The sequence below is a fragment of the Rhodopirellula sp. SH410 genome (assembly GCF_055811895.1).
Genome location: NZ_CM147949.1, coordinates 3092860 through 3108465 on the forward strand (window position 1 = coordinate 3092860; position 15606 = coordinate 3108465).

At 57.8% G+C, this 15606-nt stretch carries 11 protein-coding genes; 2 read left to right on the forward strand and 9 right to left on the reverse strand.

Annotation, left to right across the window (positions count from 1 at the left end; all coding sequences use genetic code 11):
• Positions 1-7: 7 nt before the first annotated feature.
• From SH410x_RS11285 to glgB, 6 genes are read right to left on the reverse strand one after another with little or no spacing between them, the layout of a single operon-like run.
• The gene (locus SH410x_RS11285; RefSeq protein WP_473676595.1) at positions 8-1045 is read right to left on the reverse strand and encodes a type II secretion system F family protein; all 1038 of its coding nucleotides are present in this window, start codon (positions 1043-1045) and stop codon (positions 8-10) included.
• Complete coding sequence (locus SH410x_RS11290) at positions 1042-2250, reverse strand: type II secretion system F family protein (RefSeq protein ID WP_473676596.1); 1209 nt, start codon at positions 2248-2250, stop codon at positions 1042-1044. The genes SH410x_RS11285 and SH410x_RS11290 overlap by 4 nt, the downstream gene beginning before the upstream one ends.
• On the reverse strand, positions 2241-3308 hold the full coding sequence (locus SH410x_RS11295; protein WP_473676597.1) for a hypothetical protein: 1068 nt from the start codon (positions 3306-3308) through the stop codon (positions 2241-2243). The genes SH410x_RS11290 and SH410x_RS11295 overlap by 10 nt, the downstream gene beginning before the upstream one ends.
• Positions 3298-3699, reverse strand: coding sequence for a hypothetical protein (locus SH410x_RS11300; RefSeq protein WP_473676598.1), 402 nt, complete (start codon positions 3697-3699; stop codon positions 3298-3300). The genes SH410x_RS11295 and SH410x_RS11300 overlap by 11 nt, the downstream gene beginning before the upstream one ends.
• Positions 3692-4411 carry an RNA polymerase sigma factor gene (locus SH410x_RS11305; RefSeq protein WP_473676599.1) on the reverse strand — a complete coding sequence of 240 codons (720 nt, stop codon included), beginning with the start codon at positions 4409-4411 and terminating at the stop codon, positions 3692-3694. Before SH410x_RS11305 ends, SH410x_RS11300 begins: the two co-directional genes overlap by 8 nt.
• A 34-nt stretch (positions 4412-4445) precedes the next feature.
• A complete protein-coding gene (gene glgB / locus SH410x_RS11310; protein ID WP_473676600.1) occupies positions 4446-6476 on the reverse strand; it encodes a 1,4-alpha-glucan branching protein GlgB in 2031 nt (676 codons plus the stop codon).
• A 448-nt stretch (positions 6477-6924) separates the two neighbouring features.
• On the opposite strand from glgB, the gene SH410x_RS11315 reads away from it, so the two are divergent.
• Positions 6925-9858, forward strand: a complete 2934-nt coding sequence (locus SH410x_RS11315) for a PD-(D/E)XK nuclease family protein (RefSeq protein WP_473676601.1) — start codon at positions 6925-6927, stop codon at positions 9856-9858.
• Positions 9855-12653, forward strand: a complete 2799-nt coding sequence (locus tag SH410x_RS11320) for a UvrD-helicase domain-containing protein (protein WP_473676602.1) — start codon at positions 9855-9857, stop codon at positions 12651-12653. The genes SH410x_RS11315 and SH410x_RS11320 overlap by 4 nt, the downstream gene beginning before the upstream one ends.
• A gap of 206 nt (positions 12654-12859) precedes the next feature.
• Here the strand turns inward: SH410x_RS11320 and pstB are convergent, their stop codons facing one another.
• The 3 genes from pstB to pstC are packed head-to-tail and all read right to left on the reverse strand — an operon-like array spanning position 12860 to position 15596.
• Positions 12860-13684, reverse strand: a complete 825-nt coding sequence (pstB, locus tag SH410x_RS11325; RefSeq protein WP_473676603.1) for a phosphate ABC transporter ATP-binding protein PstB — start codon at positions 13682-13684, stop codon at positions 12860-12862.
• 23 nt (positions 13685-13707) lie between these two features.
• Positions 13708-14622 (reverse strand): phosphate ABC transporter permease PstA, encoded by a 915-nt coding sequence (gene pstA, locus SH410x_RS11330; RefSeq protein ID WP_473676604.1) that lies wholly within the window; start codon positions 14620-14622, stop codon positions 13708-13710.
• Positions 14622-15596 carry a phosphate ABC transporter permease subunit PstC gene (pstC, locus tag SH410x_RS11335; protein WP_473676605.1) on the reverse strand — a complete coding sequence of 325 codons (975 nt, stop codon included), beginning with the start codon at positions 15594-15596 and terminating at the stop codon, positions 14622-14624. The genes pstA and pstC overlap by 1 nt, the downstream gene beginning before the upstream one ends.
• Positions 15597-15606: the final 10 nt, after the last annotated feature.

Genomic DNA, 15606 nt, shown 5'->3' on the forward strand with positions numbered 1-15606 from the left:
TCTCCACCTAAGCCAGAGCCTCGACGAGCCCGTAAATGCAGGTAAACATCCCCACAGCAGCGAATGTCACAATTGCGGCCAGTATCAAGAGCAAGATCATCGAGACCGAACGAAGCAGAAACGCCGACCGAAGACTCGCCCAGAGGTTACGATTCTTCGCGGTTCGACGCAGCAACCAAGCCTGTGTCAATCGGTCATTGGTGAGCTGGAGCGCGTCGCAATTTGCTGCGCTAATGAATTGGCTATCGGCGAGCGCCCGCCATTCATTTTCCCCTTGGTGGATCGCACGAGAAGCACGTACCAGACGGCGCCGGATTCGCCCCACCGGATGAACCCTCGACAGTGTGGCAATCCCCACGCTGAGCGGGCGCCCGGACTGCAGGATCACGCATAGCAGATCGAGTAGCTGAGTGCTCGCCTGAGGCATCTGTCGGCCCAGACTCAGTGGCCAGCCCATGTTGTTAAAAAACAGCGGTCGCGAGAGCAACGCAAGCACGTACATGACGAATCCCGGAATGACTAACCATGGGATGTACTCGCCTACGGCGATGAACCATAACATCGGAGTCGGGATGGCGACGCCAAATACGGCGAACATCTTTTGGAGTGTCGGGATGATGAAAACCATCAGGAAACTGAGTGCTAGAGAAGCAATCAAAAATCCACCAGACACCTGGATGAGTTGAGTTTCCATGGAACTTGAACGCGCCTCGAGCATCGGGTCTACCGCAACGCCATTCGCGATCATCGATTCCAGCGTTTCGGGATAGGTGCCCGTCGCCAATCCCAGTCTTAATAGCAGCACCGCTGAGGGATCGAGAACTCCCGGAATTTGCTCGAGCGCATCGACCACCGGTGTTCCCTCGGCCAGCAACCTAGCGACCTGACGCAACGCCCGGTGTGGTCCGCGTGGGAATTCGCCCGCAAGACGGTCAACCATGATCGCAGGATCGAGCCGCCGTCGTTGCGACATCAACAACACACGCACGACGGCACGCTGGTGCGGTACGGTCAACTGAAACGAGAGACATTCGATTTTGTTCATGCCAGCCCCGAGATGAGGCTAACCAACGGAGCGAACAAAGCCAGGACAATCAATCCGACCGTGAACAGGATCCCCATGTAAATGAACACGTAGAGACAACCAAGCTGACTGGCCGATCGCGGCTGCGCTCGATCCCAGTATATCTCCGCAACATCCCGCAGCACGCCTGGTTGATCGAGCGGCATACGTTTACCGGCGGTCTTGCGTGAGGCCTGCGTTTGGGAATTCATATCCATCGCGAGAATGTCGGCAAGCAACGGGCAGGGCAGACCGCGAATATGGGTCATGTGAGCAAATGGATTCTCACCAACGCGAATTTCCTGCGCCCAGACTCTGCTGTCACGTCGCAACCATGCTCGCGTCGACGAGTCACCGGCGAGTTCAATCGCATCCGCTTTGACCAAACCAGCACGCATCAATAAGGAGATGTGCCAAGCCCAATCACCGCACACGCTCCGCTTCGAACGAATGCCCGTACCACGCAGATTCACGCCAGAGGAATGGCCTGCCAGATCGTGGGGGCGTCCCCTAGTGGGAGCTCGTTGCAGGTAAAGAAATACCACCTGGCATAGCAGAATCAACCCGATGCAAACGTACGTCCACGGCGAACTTACCAGATCGGCAACCGCAAACAATAATTGTGTGATCAGGGGGAGCGTCAAACCAAACTCTCGAAACATGGACTCGAAGGTCGGTATCAGCAGCGTGCTCGTCAACACCAAGATCATGCTGCACGCCAGCAGCATGAGCAGGGGGTATACGATCATCGTGAGTAGTTGTTGACGGGCGACCTGGACGGGCAAATGGTTGAGTAAAACACCGTTGACTGCATGCTCCACACTGACGTTCAAGTCGTCTTCGAGGCCGCCGATTGCCCTCTCGCGATCGCCATGAACTGGGCCGGGGCCATCACCATGATCCGAGATCGTGGGCGACGTACGGGGGGCGTCGCCGGTGGAACCCAAGAGTTGTTGACCCGCCAACGTTAGAAAAATTTCCAGCGCCAATGGGTTCCTCAAAATGTCCGATTCTTGTTTTGCGAACGCAATCTCGTCGGCTAAGCGACGCAGCTTTTTCCGTGTATGTCCGGTCAGGCGATCGGCGGTTGAAGTCAATGACAATACAATTTTGTCTCGGACCGGTAGCCAATCGTTGATCCACGAGGTCACGGACGTGACATTGCCGTGCGCTGGGGTCATGGCCATATCTCCGTGTCTGTCGGAATGGTAGCTAAGTCATGAATCAGCATGATGAGAGGTCCGAATAGCAGCAGACCATACATCAACACCCCGCCACCCCCGAGTATCGCAACGAGTAGCATGGGCAGGCTGATCCTCATCCGCAGCAATCGGTGTTCGGCTAGCGAGGAGGCGCTGTCGGCGACCAGCGACCAACCCACACGACGGGCTCGCGTCTCGCGCTGCTCCCGGTCAGTGCCCGGACGTGTTTGGCCATCAGGTGTCGCTGTCTCAACGTCGTCACGCTGACTCCAAATCGCCTGCTCGATGCGGGCCCCTGTGGCGGCGGTGCGGGCGGAGCGATATCGTTGCCCACCCAACCAACCTGCGATTATTGCCGAGCCGCTCGTGGTAAAACCGAGCACGATCAGTCCCAGACTCATTAGGGGCAACGCCACCATGAGCCAACCCACCCGTGGCAGCGACAGCCAGGTTTCGTCGACCGGGGCAGTCGGCATCAACGCCAGGTCGTCTCGAATCGCAGCAAACCGGGGCAGTGAGAACTCGGCAAAGATGGCGACGCCCACTGTGGCTACGAGCAACATCGCGGCCAAATAAAACCAAACCGGACGTACCGTCCCCGCCAGATCTTGAGCGACGGACCGTCGCAGCGAGAGTGAGTCGAGAACAAGATCCATCCGTCCGGATTCGGCGAATGATCGATACGCAGACAGATATCCGACCGCCAGGCCGGACGCTGTGTCCTCCGCGGAGGGTCGACGCTCCGCGGCCACCGGTCGACCCTCCGCGGGGTCGCGAGTCGGCAACGCGATTGGGCGAGATGTCACCCACTCATTCAGGAGTGGGTACAATCGATCGAGTTTTTCAAGCGTCGCGGTGCCACCGAGCGAACCATGGTTTGCGGACCTGTTCGATGCCGCTGCTATTTTGGGCTCTGCCGTTTCCAACGCTGCGGCATCCCCCAGGTCAAGCTGGGCCCCCGCGACGACTGCAGCGCGGAGCGATTGGTGAAATGTTTGCAGTCGCGCCGTGACGCCGTCGGCCACCCCGGGGTCACCACTCATCACTTACCTCCCCGTGTCTCACGTTGAGTTGCGACGCTGACGAACTCGATGAAGGTCTCCGCCAATCGTAAATCACCTCAGTCAATGCCCATTCCCAATCAATCCGTTCCACGCTCGCCCGCTGCACGGCTTGATCATGAACGTCGCCCACCGATCGGCCTTGCGGTGCCACCCGCAATCCGATCTGGCCAACAATCAGCAGCAGTGCCGCTACGGCCGACGAGAATACGACCCCACCGAAGAAACGCTGCCAAAGTAGACGCCGATCGCGACACTGGGCAACTTTTTCCAATATTCGTGCGCGGAGTTGATCTCCGGGATGCACATAGTCTCCTGCGTCGCGAATCAGACTTTCGATATCGGAAACACGGTGGTTTTGAGGCTCAAACATGTTGCGTGCCCTGTTCGTGTCGATCCGCGCCCGCGGTGTCGCCGAGTTCAACGCTCAGTCGATCGCTGAGTTTGGCAACCGCGTAGCGATATCGGCTCGCGGCCGTCGAGGGTGTGATCTCCAGTATGGTGGCGATCTCGGCAAACGTCATCTCCTCCCATATTTTTAGCACAACGACTTCACTCTGCTGGGTCGGTAGCGACCGCATCGCTCGCCAAATCGCTCGGTAGCTTTCCTCTCGCTCAAGCTCGTCGACGCGGCACCGCGTCAGCAGATCGCAGACATCGCCAATTAGGTTCCAGCGTGGCCGCCGACGCAAAATGACGAGTGACTCATTGCGAACCATGCGCAGTAAAAACGCCCAAGGGTCATCGCATTGATGCAGCCGTTCCGGTTGGCTCGCGACCTTCACGATCGCCGTCTGAACCGCATCCTCGGCATCATGCTGGTTTCGAGTAATCGTGGTTGCGAAACGGACCAGACGCAGTGAGGTCAGGTCGATCAGGCCGCTAATCGCGTCCTCACCCAGTTCAGCGAGGTGGCGGGCACTGACGCGAACCCGTTGCGAAAACGAAAGGGACAAGGACGGATCCTCTGCGGCGGACCAGGAACCCGCTGCAGGCGGCGAACCCGCTGCAGGCGGCGAACCCGCTGCGGGCGGGGGGGCCGCTGCAGACAGGTCGGAAGACGGCGGTGGTTTGGAGTGGCTCATCACCCCATAGGATGCGCCCAAGGGCAGGATTTGTCTAACTGTCTGTCGTTTCTTTTAAAGAAGTGTCTTTTTCGTCGCATGTCACGGCCAACATTACAACGGCGAGCGGTGGGATGTTGAGCTTCAGGCTCTGCTCACGCCCGTGGGCGGCTACGTCGTCGCTCGTGATCTTGCCGAGGTTGCCGACGTTGCTGCCGCCATACAATTCCGAATCACTGTTGAGAACTTCGTTGTACGTGCCTGCTTGCGGGACCCCAATCCGGTATCCCACGTGCGGCGCGGGCGTGAAGTTGAGCACGACGACGATCGTACTGCCATCGCTGGCAAACCGGCAGAAGGTAAAAATGCTCTTGTCCGCGTCATCGGCGGCAATCCACGAGAAACCGGCGGGATCGCAGTCCAGTTCGTACAGTGCCGGGTAGTCTTTGTAGATCCGATTGAGGTCACCGATGAATCGCTTGATGCCGTCGTGAACATCAAACTGTAGCAGTGACCAATCGAGCTGGCTCTCGGCGTTCCATTCCGACGATTGACCGAACTCGCAGCCCATGAACAGCAGCTTCTTTCCGGGCGAAGCGTACTGGTATCCGTAGAGCAGTCGCAGGTTCGCAAATCTCTGCCACTGATCGCCCGGCATCCGCGAGAGCAGCGATCCTTTGCCGTGCACCACTTCGTCGTGTGACAAGGGCAGCATGAAGTTTTCGCTGAACTGATAGACCGAGCGAAACGATAGCTCGCCTTGATGGTACTTGCGATAAATCGTCTCTCGTTGAATGTACTCGAGTGTGTCGTGCATCCAGCCCATGTCCCACTTCATGCCGAACCCCAGTCCGCCGGTGTAAACGGGCCGCGAGACGCCACCGAACGAAGTCGATTCTTCCGCAATCGTCAAAACGCCTGGGAAATCAGCGTGCAGGTGCGTGTTGAACTGTTTCAGGAATTCAATGGCGTCAAGGTTCTCGTTGCCGCCGAATTCATTCGGAATCCATTCGCCCTCTTCCCGCGAGTAGTCCAGGTACAACATCGACGCAACCGCATCCACCCGCAGTCCATCGATGTGGTATTCCTTGCACCAAAACCGGGCGCTCGAGTGCAGGAACTCACGCACCTCTTGGCGACCATAATTGAAAATATGTGTGTTCCAATCCGGATGAAAACCCTGGCGCGGATCACTGTGTTCGTACAACCCCGTGCCGTCGAAGTGTGCCAATCCGTGTGCGTCGTAGGGGAAGTGCGCGGGCACCCAGTCGACGATCACGCCGATGCCGTTGCGGTGACAGTGATCAACAAAATATCGAAACTCGTCAGGGCTCCCGAACCGACTCGTCGGCGCAAAGTAACTGGTGACCTGATATCCCCACGAGCCGTCAAACGGAAATTCCGTAATCGGCATTAATTCAATATGCGTGTAGCCGAGTTCCTTGACGTAATCGACCAGCATCGTGGCCAGTTCACGGTAGCTGTGGTACCGACGGCCATCCCAAGGACGCTTCCACGACGAGAGTTGGACCTCGTACACCGAGACCGGTTGCTGCAACCAGTTGACCTGGCCGCGACGATTCATCCAGTCGCTGTCATTCCATTGATACTGGTCGAGGTCATGGATGATCGAAGCGGTCGCGGGGGGGTGTTCCGCAGCGAAGGCAAAGGGGTCGGCCTTGTCGAGGACCGCCCCCGCTTTCGTCTTGACGGCGTATTTGTAACGAGTGCCCTCACCCGCCCCGGCAATGAACCCGCTCCACACGCCGGAGTCGCTACCCTGCAGCCAATCGCGTCCCGGTTGCCATCCATTGCCGTCCGTCAAAACGCTGACCTCGGTCGCATTGGGTGCCCACACCGCAAATCGGGTTCCGGCAACGCCGTCGCAATTTTCCAAATGCGCGCCGAGCCAGTCGTAACGTTCGTTGCGTGGCATCGCGCCGGCCCGCGATTCGTTCGGCCGCACCACTGCTGGGCGTGTGATCCCCGGTTGCTCACCCACGGCATTCGTCCCAACCGGTTGAGCCTCTTGCGCGGGGGCCGCTGTCGGTTTGGCGTCGGTTGGTTGGGAATCGGGCGATTTCATCAGGATCTGTACCGTTAGAGAATAGGAATCAAACGTGTTGACATGGGTAAGTTTACCGCGCCGAAAGGGCAGCGTGTGACCGGCCGATCGTACGACCAAGGAGACGAACGACGACTTATTGTGTTCTAAATTGGCAGCGATTCGAAAAAGATTTCTGCTCACGGGCGTGAACCTCCACGGCCAATCTCACCTCCTAGGAGTCGTCCGCAAATCGGATGCCGGAATCACTCCTATTGATTCGGTTCACTCCGGGTTCTCCAAAGGGCCCTTCGTCGTACACTGGTGCGAAGCACATCCGAATCAAGTCTTTTTGTTTAACCGCGTGGGCGTCGCCCCGCACAGGGATTCGCGAAACGCGGCCTGCGGGGCACGCGGTGAAACCAGTTATGCCGAATGCTTTTCTCTGATGTGCGTATGGATGATTGCAGGCGTCATGGGAGAATTTGAATTGACAGCGAAACCGACAGCGACGAAACGGAACGCGGGGAAACCAGCCCCCACAAAATGCGAGCGAATTTTCTGCAATTGGGATCGACCACTCATCCAACTTGCGGTCGAGTGGTTGTTGGAAAATCAGCATGCGGACGCGTCCGAAGCGGTGGATCTCAGTTCACTCGACGTCGTCTTGCCGTCCAGTCGAGCGCTCTCTCGTTTGCGAGAGAAGCTTGAAGGGTTCGCTCAGGCCAGCGGCCGCGTCTATCATCCACCACGCTTCTATCTCGTCGGACGCCTGCCCAGCCTGCTGTATCGGCGACCAGCCGATTGGGCATCTGATTTTGAGCAAACCCTCGCTTGGGCGCGTGTCCTATCGCAGTCTGATCCGGAAGCGTTAAAGACACTCGTGCCGGCTCCTCCAGAACCCGATGCGACGACTCCTTGGTTGGATTTGGCGTCGACGACGCGGCGATTGTGGTCCAAAATCGCCGCCGAAAATAGCACCTTTGAAGATGTTCTGGCGAAGGTGGAGTCGGACTCCGAACGCCGTCGTTGGGAGTTCTTGGTGGATTCCATGCGCCGCTATCGTCGCCAACTCGAGGCGGCCAAACGGTGTGACCCGAATGCGGCCGCGATCGACAAAATTGCCGGTGGCAAGTGCCAAGCTTCGCGATCGATTGTGCTCGTCGGCGCGACGGACCTCTCGGAGATGGTCAAGGCGATGTTGGCGCAAGTCGACACGCCCGTCACCGCCCTCATCGCAGCGCCCGCCTCACTGGCCGACCATTTTGACTCGACCGGATGCCTGATTCCGGACCGATGGAAAGACCACACGTTGCCGCTTCGTGATGAACAACTGATCCCCGCTGCTGCTGTGGATGACCAATCGCACGGAGTGGTCGAGTCGCTGGCGGAATTCGGCGAGAGCTACAGCATTGATGCGATTACGATCGGAGTGACTGACGAATCCCAGATCGAACCGATCGAAAATCAATGTCGTTTGCTGGGCGTTCCCACCTACCGGCACCTGGGCTGGACCGTCAACGAGACTTCGGTGGGACGATTGCTGGAATTGCTGGTGACGTACCGGCAGCGGCGAAGTTGGCGAGCGCTGGCCGCACTCGTTCGCCATGCTGCCGTATACTCCATGATCGATCACCACTTCAACGCGCCCGCGGATCGTGGGGCTCCCGCAAAACGCCGCAAGGATTGGTTGAGGACTCTCGATCAGTTGATGGGTGACGCCTTTCCCCGCAGTATCGATCAACCCCTGCCGCCGGCCCGTCCGGAAACGGCTTCGGCCGAAGAGATTCGAAACTTGGTCGAGGCGTGGCTGACGCCGCTGGATCAACAACGCCGCACGATTCGGCAATGGAGCAAAGCGGTCGTGGACGTGCTCGAACACGTGTATGCCGCCGAGATTGAGAGTGGTTCGGGCAGCAACCTGACCCCGCTCGCGATCACGACCACACTGAAGGTTTTGGCCGATTTCGAAAATGTCAGCGAGCCCCTGGACACCGCCGTCGACTCACTCGCGGCACTCGAATTGATATCTGCCCGGATTGGTGAGATCTCACTGGCAGATACACCCACCGCGGACAAAATGGAGATTTTAGGTTGGCTTGACTTGGCACTCGACGATGCGCCCGCGCTGGTCGTTTGTGGGCTGAATCATCCGTTTGTGCCTGAGGCGGCATCGTCGGACCCCTACTTGCCATCGTCGCTCCAAGCGACACTCAGCCAACGGATCAATGATCGGCGATACGCTCGCGACGTGCACGCGATGCAGCAGATGTTGAGCACTCGCGACGAAGTGCGTTTTCTCGTCGGCACGCACTCCGCCGACGGATCACCGACGCCTCCGAGTCGGTTACTCGCGGCGGCCACCGCCGATGACGCTGCTCGCCGCGTCTGCGGATTGTTGACCGAGCATCGAGAGCCGGTGCATGTGGTTCGGCCCACGAGCGTCGATGCACCGGAGAATAGCCCGTCGAGCGGTATTGATTATTTTCGACCGCCGCCGCCGCAGCCCGGTCGCACGATCGAGACTCTCAGCGTGACAGCGTTTTCGGCCTACCTCGCGTGTCCGTACCGGTTCTATCTGCGATACGTCTTGAAGCTGCGCCCGCTCGATGATGCCTCGCTCGAACTCGCTGCAAATCAATTCGGCGATCTTGTTCATGGAGCATTGGAGTACTTTGGCGAAAGCGCTGCCAAAGACGAGCCGGATTCGGACAAGATTGCCGCTGAGTTGATTGCGCAGTTGCATCGCTATGCTGCCGAAAAGTATGGCGACAACACCGCCTCGACGGTGCAGTTGCAAGTACGCCAAGCCGAACGCCGGTTGAGAACCGTCGCCCTGCGCCAGGCCGAACGCTACGCCCTGGGGTGGCGGATTCACCGCGTCGAAGCGTCGGTGGACGAACTCGATTACGATCGCGAGACGAAAAAGCCCAAGCATCCAACGGGCATCCTGATCGATGGCCAGTTCACGGGACTGCGAGGACGTTTTGACCGCATCGATTATCATCCCGAGCTCGATCGCTGGGCCATTCTGGACTACAAAACGCACGGACATCTGCCCGAAAAAAAACATCTCAAAAAGCTGGCGGACGGTTCGACACAGTGGGTGGACCTGCAACTGCCGCTCTATCGTCGCTTCATTCCTGACCTGGGCATCTCCGCGAATCCCGCCGATGTCGAGCTCGGATATTTTAACGTCGCCGAAAAGGACGCGGAAACGAAAATCAATCTCGCCGCCTTTACCCAGTCGCAGTTTGATCAAGCCGATGAGTTGATCCATGACTGCGTGCGACAGATTCGCAACTGTCAGTTCGAGCCGAATCCGGCGGGCGTGCTGTTTGACGATTATGAAATGATGTTCAACGAATCGCTCAACACGATGCTGATCGACGACGACAACGAATCGAGTGAGGAGTCACCATGAGCGATCACCCAACGAATCCTGCCGAGGCTGAATTGACGAACGCCATGGGGACGGAAAACAACATGGACGATGCATTCGACGACCTCCTGCTTGGCCAGGAAATGCTGACACCCGAATTGTTGCGAGGCGCGTTTGAACCGACGCTGGTGCGCGCCTCGGCGGGGACAGGCAAGACGTATCAATTGACCGCGCGTTTGTTGAAGATCCTGCTAACCGGGGCGCCACCCGAAACCGTCCTGGCGACCACGTTCACTCGCAAAGCGGCTGGCGAGATTTTAACGCGTGTGCTCGTGACGCTCGGCCAAGCCGCCGACCCGACGAAGCCCGAGTCACTGGCGGCGCTGCGCGACCAGGTGGGGTTGCCGGGGCTGCCCCGGCACGTGTGTGGCGATCTATTTCATCGGTTGCTGCGGAATATCCACCGGCTGCGGATTTGCACGCTCGATAGCCTCTTCTCTCAACTGGCGCGGGCTCTGCCGTTTGAATTAGAACTGCCGCCGGGATGGCGATTGACGGACGATGTCGAAGAGGTTTGGCTGCGCCAGGTCGCCGTTGGCAATATGATCGACAGTCTCAAACCCGCCGAAATCGAGAGTCTGATCTCGATGCTCGGTCGAGGTGACGTTAAACGAAATATCGCCCGTGAGCTCATTAACGTGGTGGAGACGACATACACGATGGCTCGTCAAGCCGGCGTCGAAGTCTGGGACTCGATCCAGGTCCCAGCGCGTCCCGAATCCAAGATGATCACCTCCACGGCGGGAGCCTTTCGGATGGCCGACCTGCCACAGAAGTCACTGCGAGAACTACTCGAAAAGATGGCGGATCAACTCGATGCTCGCGACTTGGGGCCGCTCGTCGAACAAACCCTGCTAAAGAATATTCACAAATCGCGTCGATTGGACGAGGAAGTTAAGTTTGGCCGCAGCAAGTTCCCACCTGAGCTCGATGCCGGCTTTGATGTTTTATACCAATCTGTTCAGTGCGAAGCCCTGTCGCTGCTGCGGAGTCAGAACAATGCCACCGGCGGTGTTGCGGTGCACTATAACGAAGCGATTTCGGAACTGAAGCAAGCTCAGCGTGCTTTCGCTTTTGACGACATTGCCGTGCGATTGGCGGGTGTCTTCCGCAGCCTCGATGCGGTGACGATCCAACGACGACTCGACGCGAAAATTGATCACCTCCTGCTCGATGAGTTTCAAGACACCGCTCCAGTGCAGTGGCAGGTTCTCAAAGTGTTGGCGCTGGCGACCGTAAAGCCTGCGGGGAACGCGGGCGACGGGGCGGCCGCTCGGGAGTTGGATCCGCGTCGCAGCCACTCGTTTTTCTGTGTGGGTGATACCAAACAAGCGATCTATGGCTGGCGCGGTGGCGTCGCTGAGATCTTTGATGCGGTGGACTCGAATATCGATGGCATCGTCTCGAGTTCCCAGGATAAGAGCTTTCGCAGTTCAGCGGTCGTGCTCGATGCCGTCACCGACGCCTTTCAAAATCTGACACAGCATCCGCTTGCGGAGACGCCAGCGAACGAAGACCCGGCGGAGAAGTCCTGTTATGAGGCAATCGCGTTGCAAACCTTCGCGACCAAGTTCCCCAAGCACACTGCCGCCAAGTCGCTGCCTGGGTTTGTGCGTTTCATGACCGGGCCGCTTGTCCCGCCCAAGCAAGACCCTGATAATCCGAAGGCCAAACCGGTTCGGCCGACCGCTAAAGAGATTAACGATGCCCTGTTGGTCGAAACGGCCGAGCAAATCGAAACGCTGAATCGCGACGCACCGCATCTGTCGATCGGTGTTCTGACGCGAACCAATGCGACCGTGGCGATGTTGATCGATCACTTGGAGTCGCGGGGCGTCGATGTGAGCGCCGAGGGTGGGAATCCCCTGTCCGATTCCGTCGCAGTACGCTGGGTGCTCTCCGCACTGATGATGGTCGAGCATCCAGGCGATGGTCGTTGGCGGTTCCACATCGCCTACTCACCGCTGGCCATGTGTCTTCCGTTATCGGATGTTGATGCGTCCGATGCCGCGGGCAACGAATTGCGATCGATGCTCGAAAACCGCGGTTTGCCAGCAACCGTGATGTTTCTCACCGAAGCACTGCGCGGCACTTGCGATGCTCGAGATCGCGGTCGTTTGGACCAACTCGTCGAACTGGCAACACTGTATCGCCATACGGCTCGTGCACGACTGCGGGATTTTGTCGACCTGGTGAACGCGAAACGCGTCCAACGCCCCCGAGCGGCCGCAGTCCGCGTGATGACGGTCCACCAGTCGAAAGGACTGGAGTTCGATGCTGTCTTCCTACCGGAACTCCACAAAGAATTGATCGGTCGATCGCCCCAGTGCATTGCGGATCTTCCCGACCTCGGCGCACCGCCCACCGGGATGAGTCGCAGCGTCAGCGAAAAACAGTGGCACTATCTGCCGGAGCGTTGGCAGAAAACGTTTGGGGCGAATGTCACCGCCCGCGTCACCGAAGCTCTTTGCCTGCTATACGTCGCAATGACCCGCGCCCGGCAAGGTCTCTACCTATTGGCACCGCCTGCGAGCAAGCCTGACTTCAATAACAAAAATGCGGCCTCGCTGCTATTTCATGCTTGGCATGATGCAGCCCGTTCTGACATCGACCCCACCGCCGGCAACGCGGTGTTGTTCGAGTCTGGCGAGGAACAATGGTGGCAGTCCACCGAAGCCCGCGAAGCGTCTCAACCCAGAGAACCAACGACCGAACGATGCATTTCGTTCCGCCCTCTCGGTGATACGCCCCGACGAAACTTGTGCACCGACACCTGAAAGCCGTTCGAAATCCGGTTTCGGAACGAGCTGAAGGCGACCGTGTTAATTTTGGGGCGAACGCTCGATGATTCCGACCACGGAGTGTTCGGCCGCATTCCAATCGATGATCGGCCGTCTCTATGTGGGAAATGAGGCGCCAAGGCAGATGATCACCAAGTGGTGAATCGAGCTTTCTCCCTTGGGTAACCAAAGGCGGATCGACGCTAGCTAAACTCACCCCGGATATACTGCTTCGTTGCGTCTTCTCGCGGCGACTCAAATAGTTCCTGTGTGTCGCCGAATTCGACCAGATAACCCGTTCGGCCACCTTCACTCGTATCGACGTACATAAACGCAGTGCTGTCCGCGACCCGTTTGGCTTGTTGCAAATTGTGGGTGACGATCGCGATGGTGTATTTCTGGGTAAGCTCACTCATCAGCTCTTCGATCCGTCGAGTTGCGATCGGGTCGAGTGCGGAGCAGGGTTCATCCATCAGCAGGACTTCGGGCTCAGTCGCAATCGCTCGTGCGATGCACAATCGTTGCTGCTGGCCGCCCGATAGCGATAGGCCGCTATTCTTCAGTTTGTCCTTGACCTCATCCCAAAGCGCTGCTCCCCGCAGGGCTTCTTCAACCTTCTCGGCAACGTCGCCTCGATAGCGATTCAATCGCAATCCGAACGCAACGTTGTTGTAGATGCTCATCGCAAACGGATTGGGTTGTTGAAAAACCATTCCGATGTACCGACGCACCGAGACCGGGTCAATGTGAGCCTGGTAAATATCCTTGCCACGGTAATGAACATGGCCATCAAAACGAAAGCCACGCACCAAATCATTCATGCGATTGAGGCATCGTAGGGCACTGCTCTTGCCGCAACCCGATGGGCCGATAAACGCGGTCACGGATCCCCGACGAATCGGTATGTGGCTATCCCGCACGGCGCGGAATGATCCATAGTAAAGGTTGCGAATTTTGCAATCCAAGAGCAGTTCGCCATTTCCATCGGCTAACAAGTCGTCCACTTCATTGCTAGGTGTTGCGATCACGTTGGTTTCTCTGAAGGTACGTGTTAGGTGAGTCGTGTTTTATGAGAGATCACTTGTCCGGTAATGTTGATCGTCAATACCATCAACACCAAGACGAGCGATGCCGCCCAAGCCATCTCGATCTGGTTTTCAAACGGCATTCCTGAAAAGTTGTAGATGAACACGGCCAGAGAGGCGGTCGGCTCCATCACCTGAGATTGGCCGTCTTCAAAAATCCAGTAGTTGCTGAAGAGTGCCGTAAACAACAGTGGTGCGGTCTCGCCCGCAGCGCGGGCGATGGCCAGCATGACTCCCGTCAAGATGCCCGGCAGGGCGGTCGGCAAGACGATTTTCCAGGCTACTTGTGTGGGGGTGCATCCCATACCGATCGCAGCCTCCTTCATCTTAGTCGGCACCATGCGCATCGCTTCTTCGGCCGTCAAGACAATCGTTGGCAGCATCAGCAGCGAGAGTGCGACTCCGCCCGCCGGAGCCGAATAGGTTCCCGTCACCACGACAACAGCCGCGTAGGCAAAAACCCCAGCCAATATCGAGGGCAACCCCGTGAGCGTTTTGGCACAGAAGCGAGTAACCGATGCGGTCCTCGACCCGGAACCGAATTCCGCCAGGAAGACCGCTGTCAACACGCCGCTGGGGATCGCAATCGCCGCCGCAATCGCGACGATCACCATCGTACCGACGATTGCATTTCCGAACCCGCCGCCGGACTCAAATGCGGTCGGAGGCAACTCGGTAAACAGTTCTAGCGAGATTTTTCTGCCGCCGCGATAGACGAGCATCACGAGCACACTGAACAGTGGAATGCAGGCGATCACCGTCGCTACAAACGCGCCAATACTCAACACCACGCTGATCAGTGTGCGTGGATGGCGCAGCGAATGCTCCAATTTCGGGAAGTCAACCTCAGAGAATTCCTCGACGATTTCGTTGGGGGTCATTAGTGGGCGACTCCAGTGAGTCGAGCGGAAGCTCGGTTGAGTACCAGGGCGCCGAAAATGTTGACGACCAACGTAATTGCGAGCAGAATCAACGCGGCATACATCAGCACCGGTTCCTCCTTCTCACCCGCCTCGGGAAAGTGATTTGCCAGTAACGCCGCCAGCGTGTTCGCCGGTGAGAAGAGCGAGACACTCATTTGATTGGAGTTGCCCACTAACATCGCCAGTGCCATGGTTTCGCCCAGAGCCCGGCCGAACCCGAGCACCAAAGCGCCAAAGATCCCCTTCGCCGCGGTGGGCAAGATGACTCCAAAAATTGCTTCCCACCGAGTGGCCCCCAAACCATAGGCGGCTTCTTTCAGTTTGCTCGGGACATTACTCAATGATCCCCGCGAAATCGCCGAGACCGTCGGCAGAATCATGATCGATAGCACCAGAGCGGCGGGTAGCATTCCCGGACCCGACAACGAAGTGCCAAACAGAGGGAACCAGCCGAGGTGTCCGTGCAGCCAGTTCGCCGTGGGGCGAATCATCGGAATGACAACGAATATCCCCCACAGGCCGTAGACAACACTCGGGATCGCCGCCAGCAACTCGACGACGTTTTTAAAGACCCATTCGATCTTGGGCGGTAAGAAGTTCTGTGTCAGAAATATCGCGATCGCGATGCCAAAGAAACCACCGATCAGCAACGCCAGAATCGAGCTGTAAAGAGTCCCCCAGATCTCGGGCAAAACACCGAACTCTCCGTCTTGCAAATTCCATGTCGTCGTCGTCAAGAACGAGAACCCTTGTTCACGAATCGCCGGCATTGCTTTGCCGCCGACCTCGTAGACGATATAGAAAACCAACGCCACGGTTGACCATGCGAAAAGTCTCGTGAACAGACGAAACACACGGTCGCTCATCACATCGAACTTCGTTGGCTCGGTCGCGACTGACGTTTTCGACTTCCATTCTGATGGATTGGGCATAGCGTTCATT

Excerpts from the sequence above, each read along its gene's own strand:
- SH410x_RS11285 (WP_473676595.1), bottom strand. The coding sequence starts at position 1,045 with ATGAACAAAATCGAATGTCTCTCGTTTCAGTTGACCGTACCGCACCAG.
- SH410x_RS11290 (WP_473676596.1), bottom strand. The coding sequence starts at position 2,250 with ATGGCCATGACCCCAGCGCACGGCAATGTCACGTCCGTGACCTCGTGG.
- SH410x_RS11295 (WP_473676597.1), bottom strand. The coding sequence starts at position 3,308 with ATGAGTGGTGACCCCGGGGTGGCCGACGGCGTCACGGCGCGACTGCAA.
- SH410x_RS11300 (WP_473676598.1), bottom strand. The coding sequence starts at position 3,699 with ATGTTTGAGCCTCAAAACCACCGTGTTTCCGATATCGAAAGTCTGATT.
- SH410x_RS11305 (WP_473676599.1), bottom strand. The coding sequence starts at position 4,411 with ATGAGCCACTCCAAACCACCGCCGTCTTCCGACCTGTCTGCAGCGGCC.
- glgB (WP_473676600.1), bottom strand. The coding sequence starts at position 6,476 with ATGAAATCGCCCGATTCCCAACCAACCGACGCCAAACCGACAGCGGCC.
- SH410x_RS11320 (WP_473676602.1), top strand. The coding sequence starts at position 9,855 with ATGAGCGATCACCCAACGAATCCTGCCGAGGCTGAATTGACGAACGCC.
- pstA (WP_473676604.1), bottom strand. The coding sequence starts at position 14,622 with ATGACCCCCAACGAAATCGTCGAGGAATTCTCTGAGGTTGACTTCCCG.
- pstC (WP_473676605.1), bottom strand. The coding sequence starts at position 15,596 with ATGCCCAATCCATCAGAATGGAAGTCGAAAACGTCAGTCGCGACCGAG.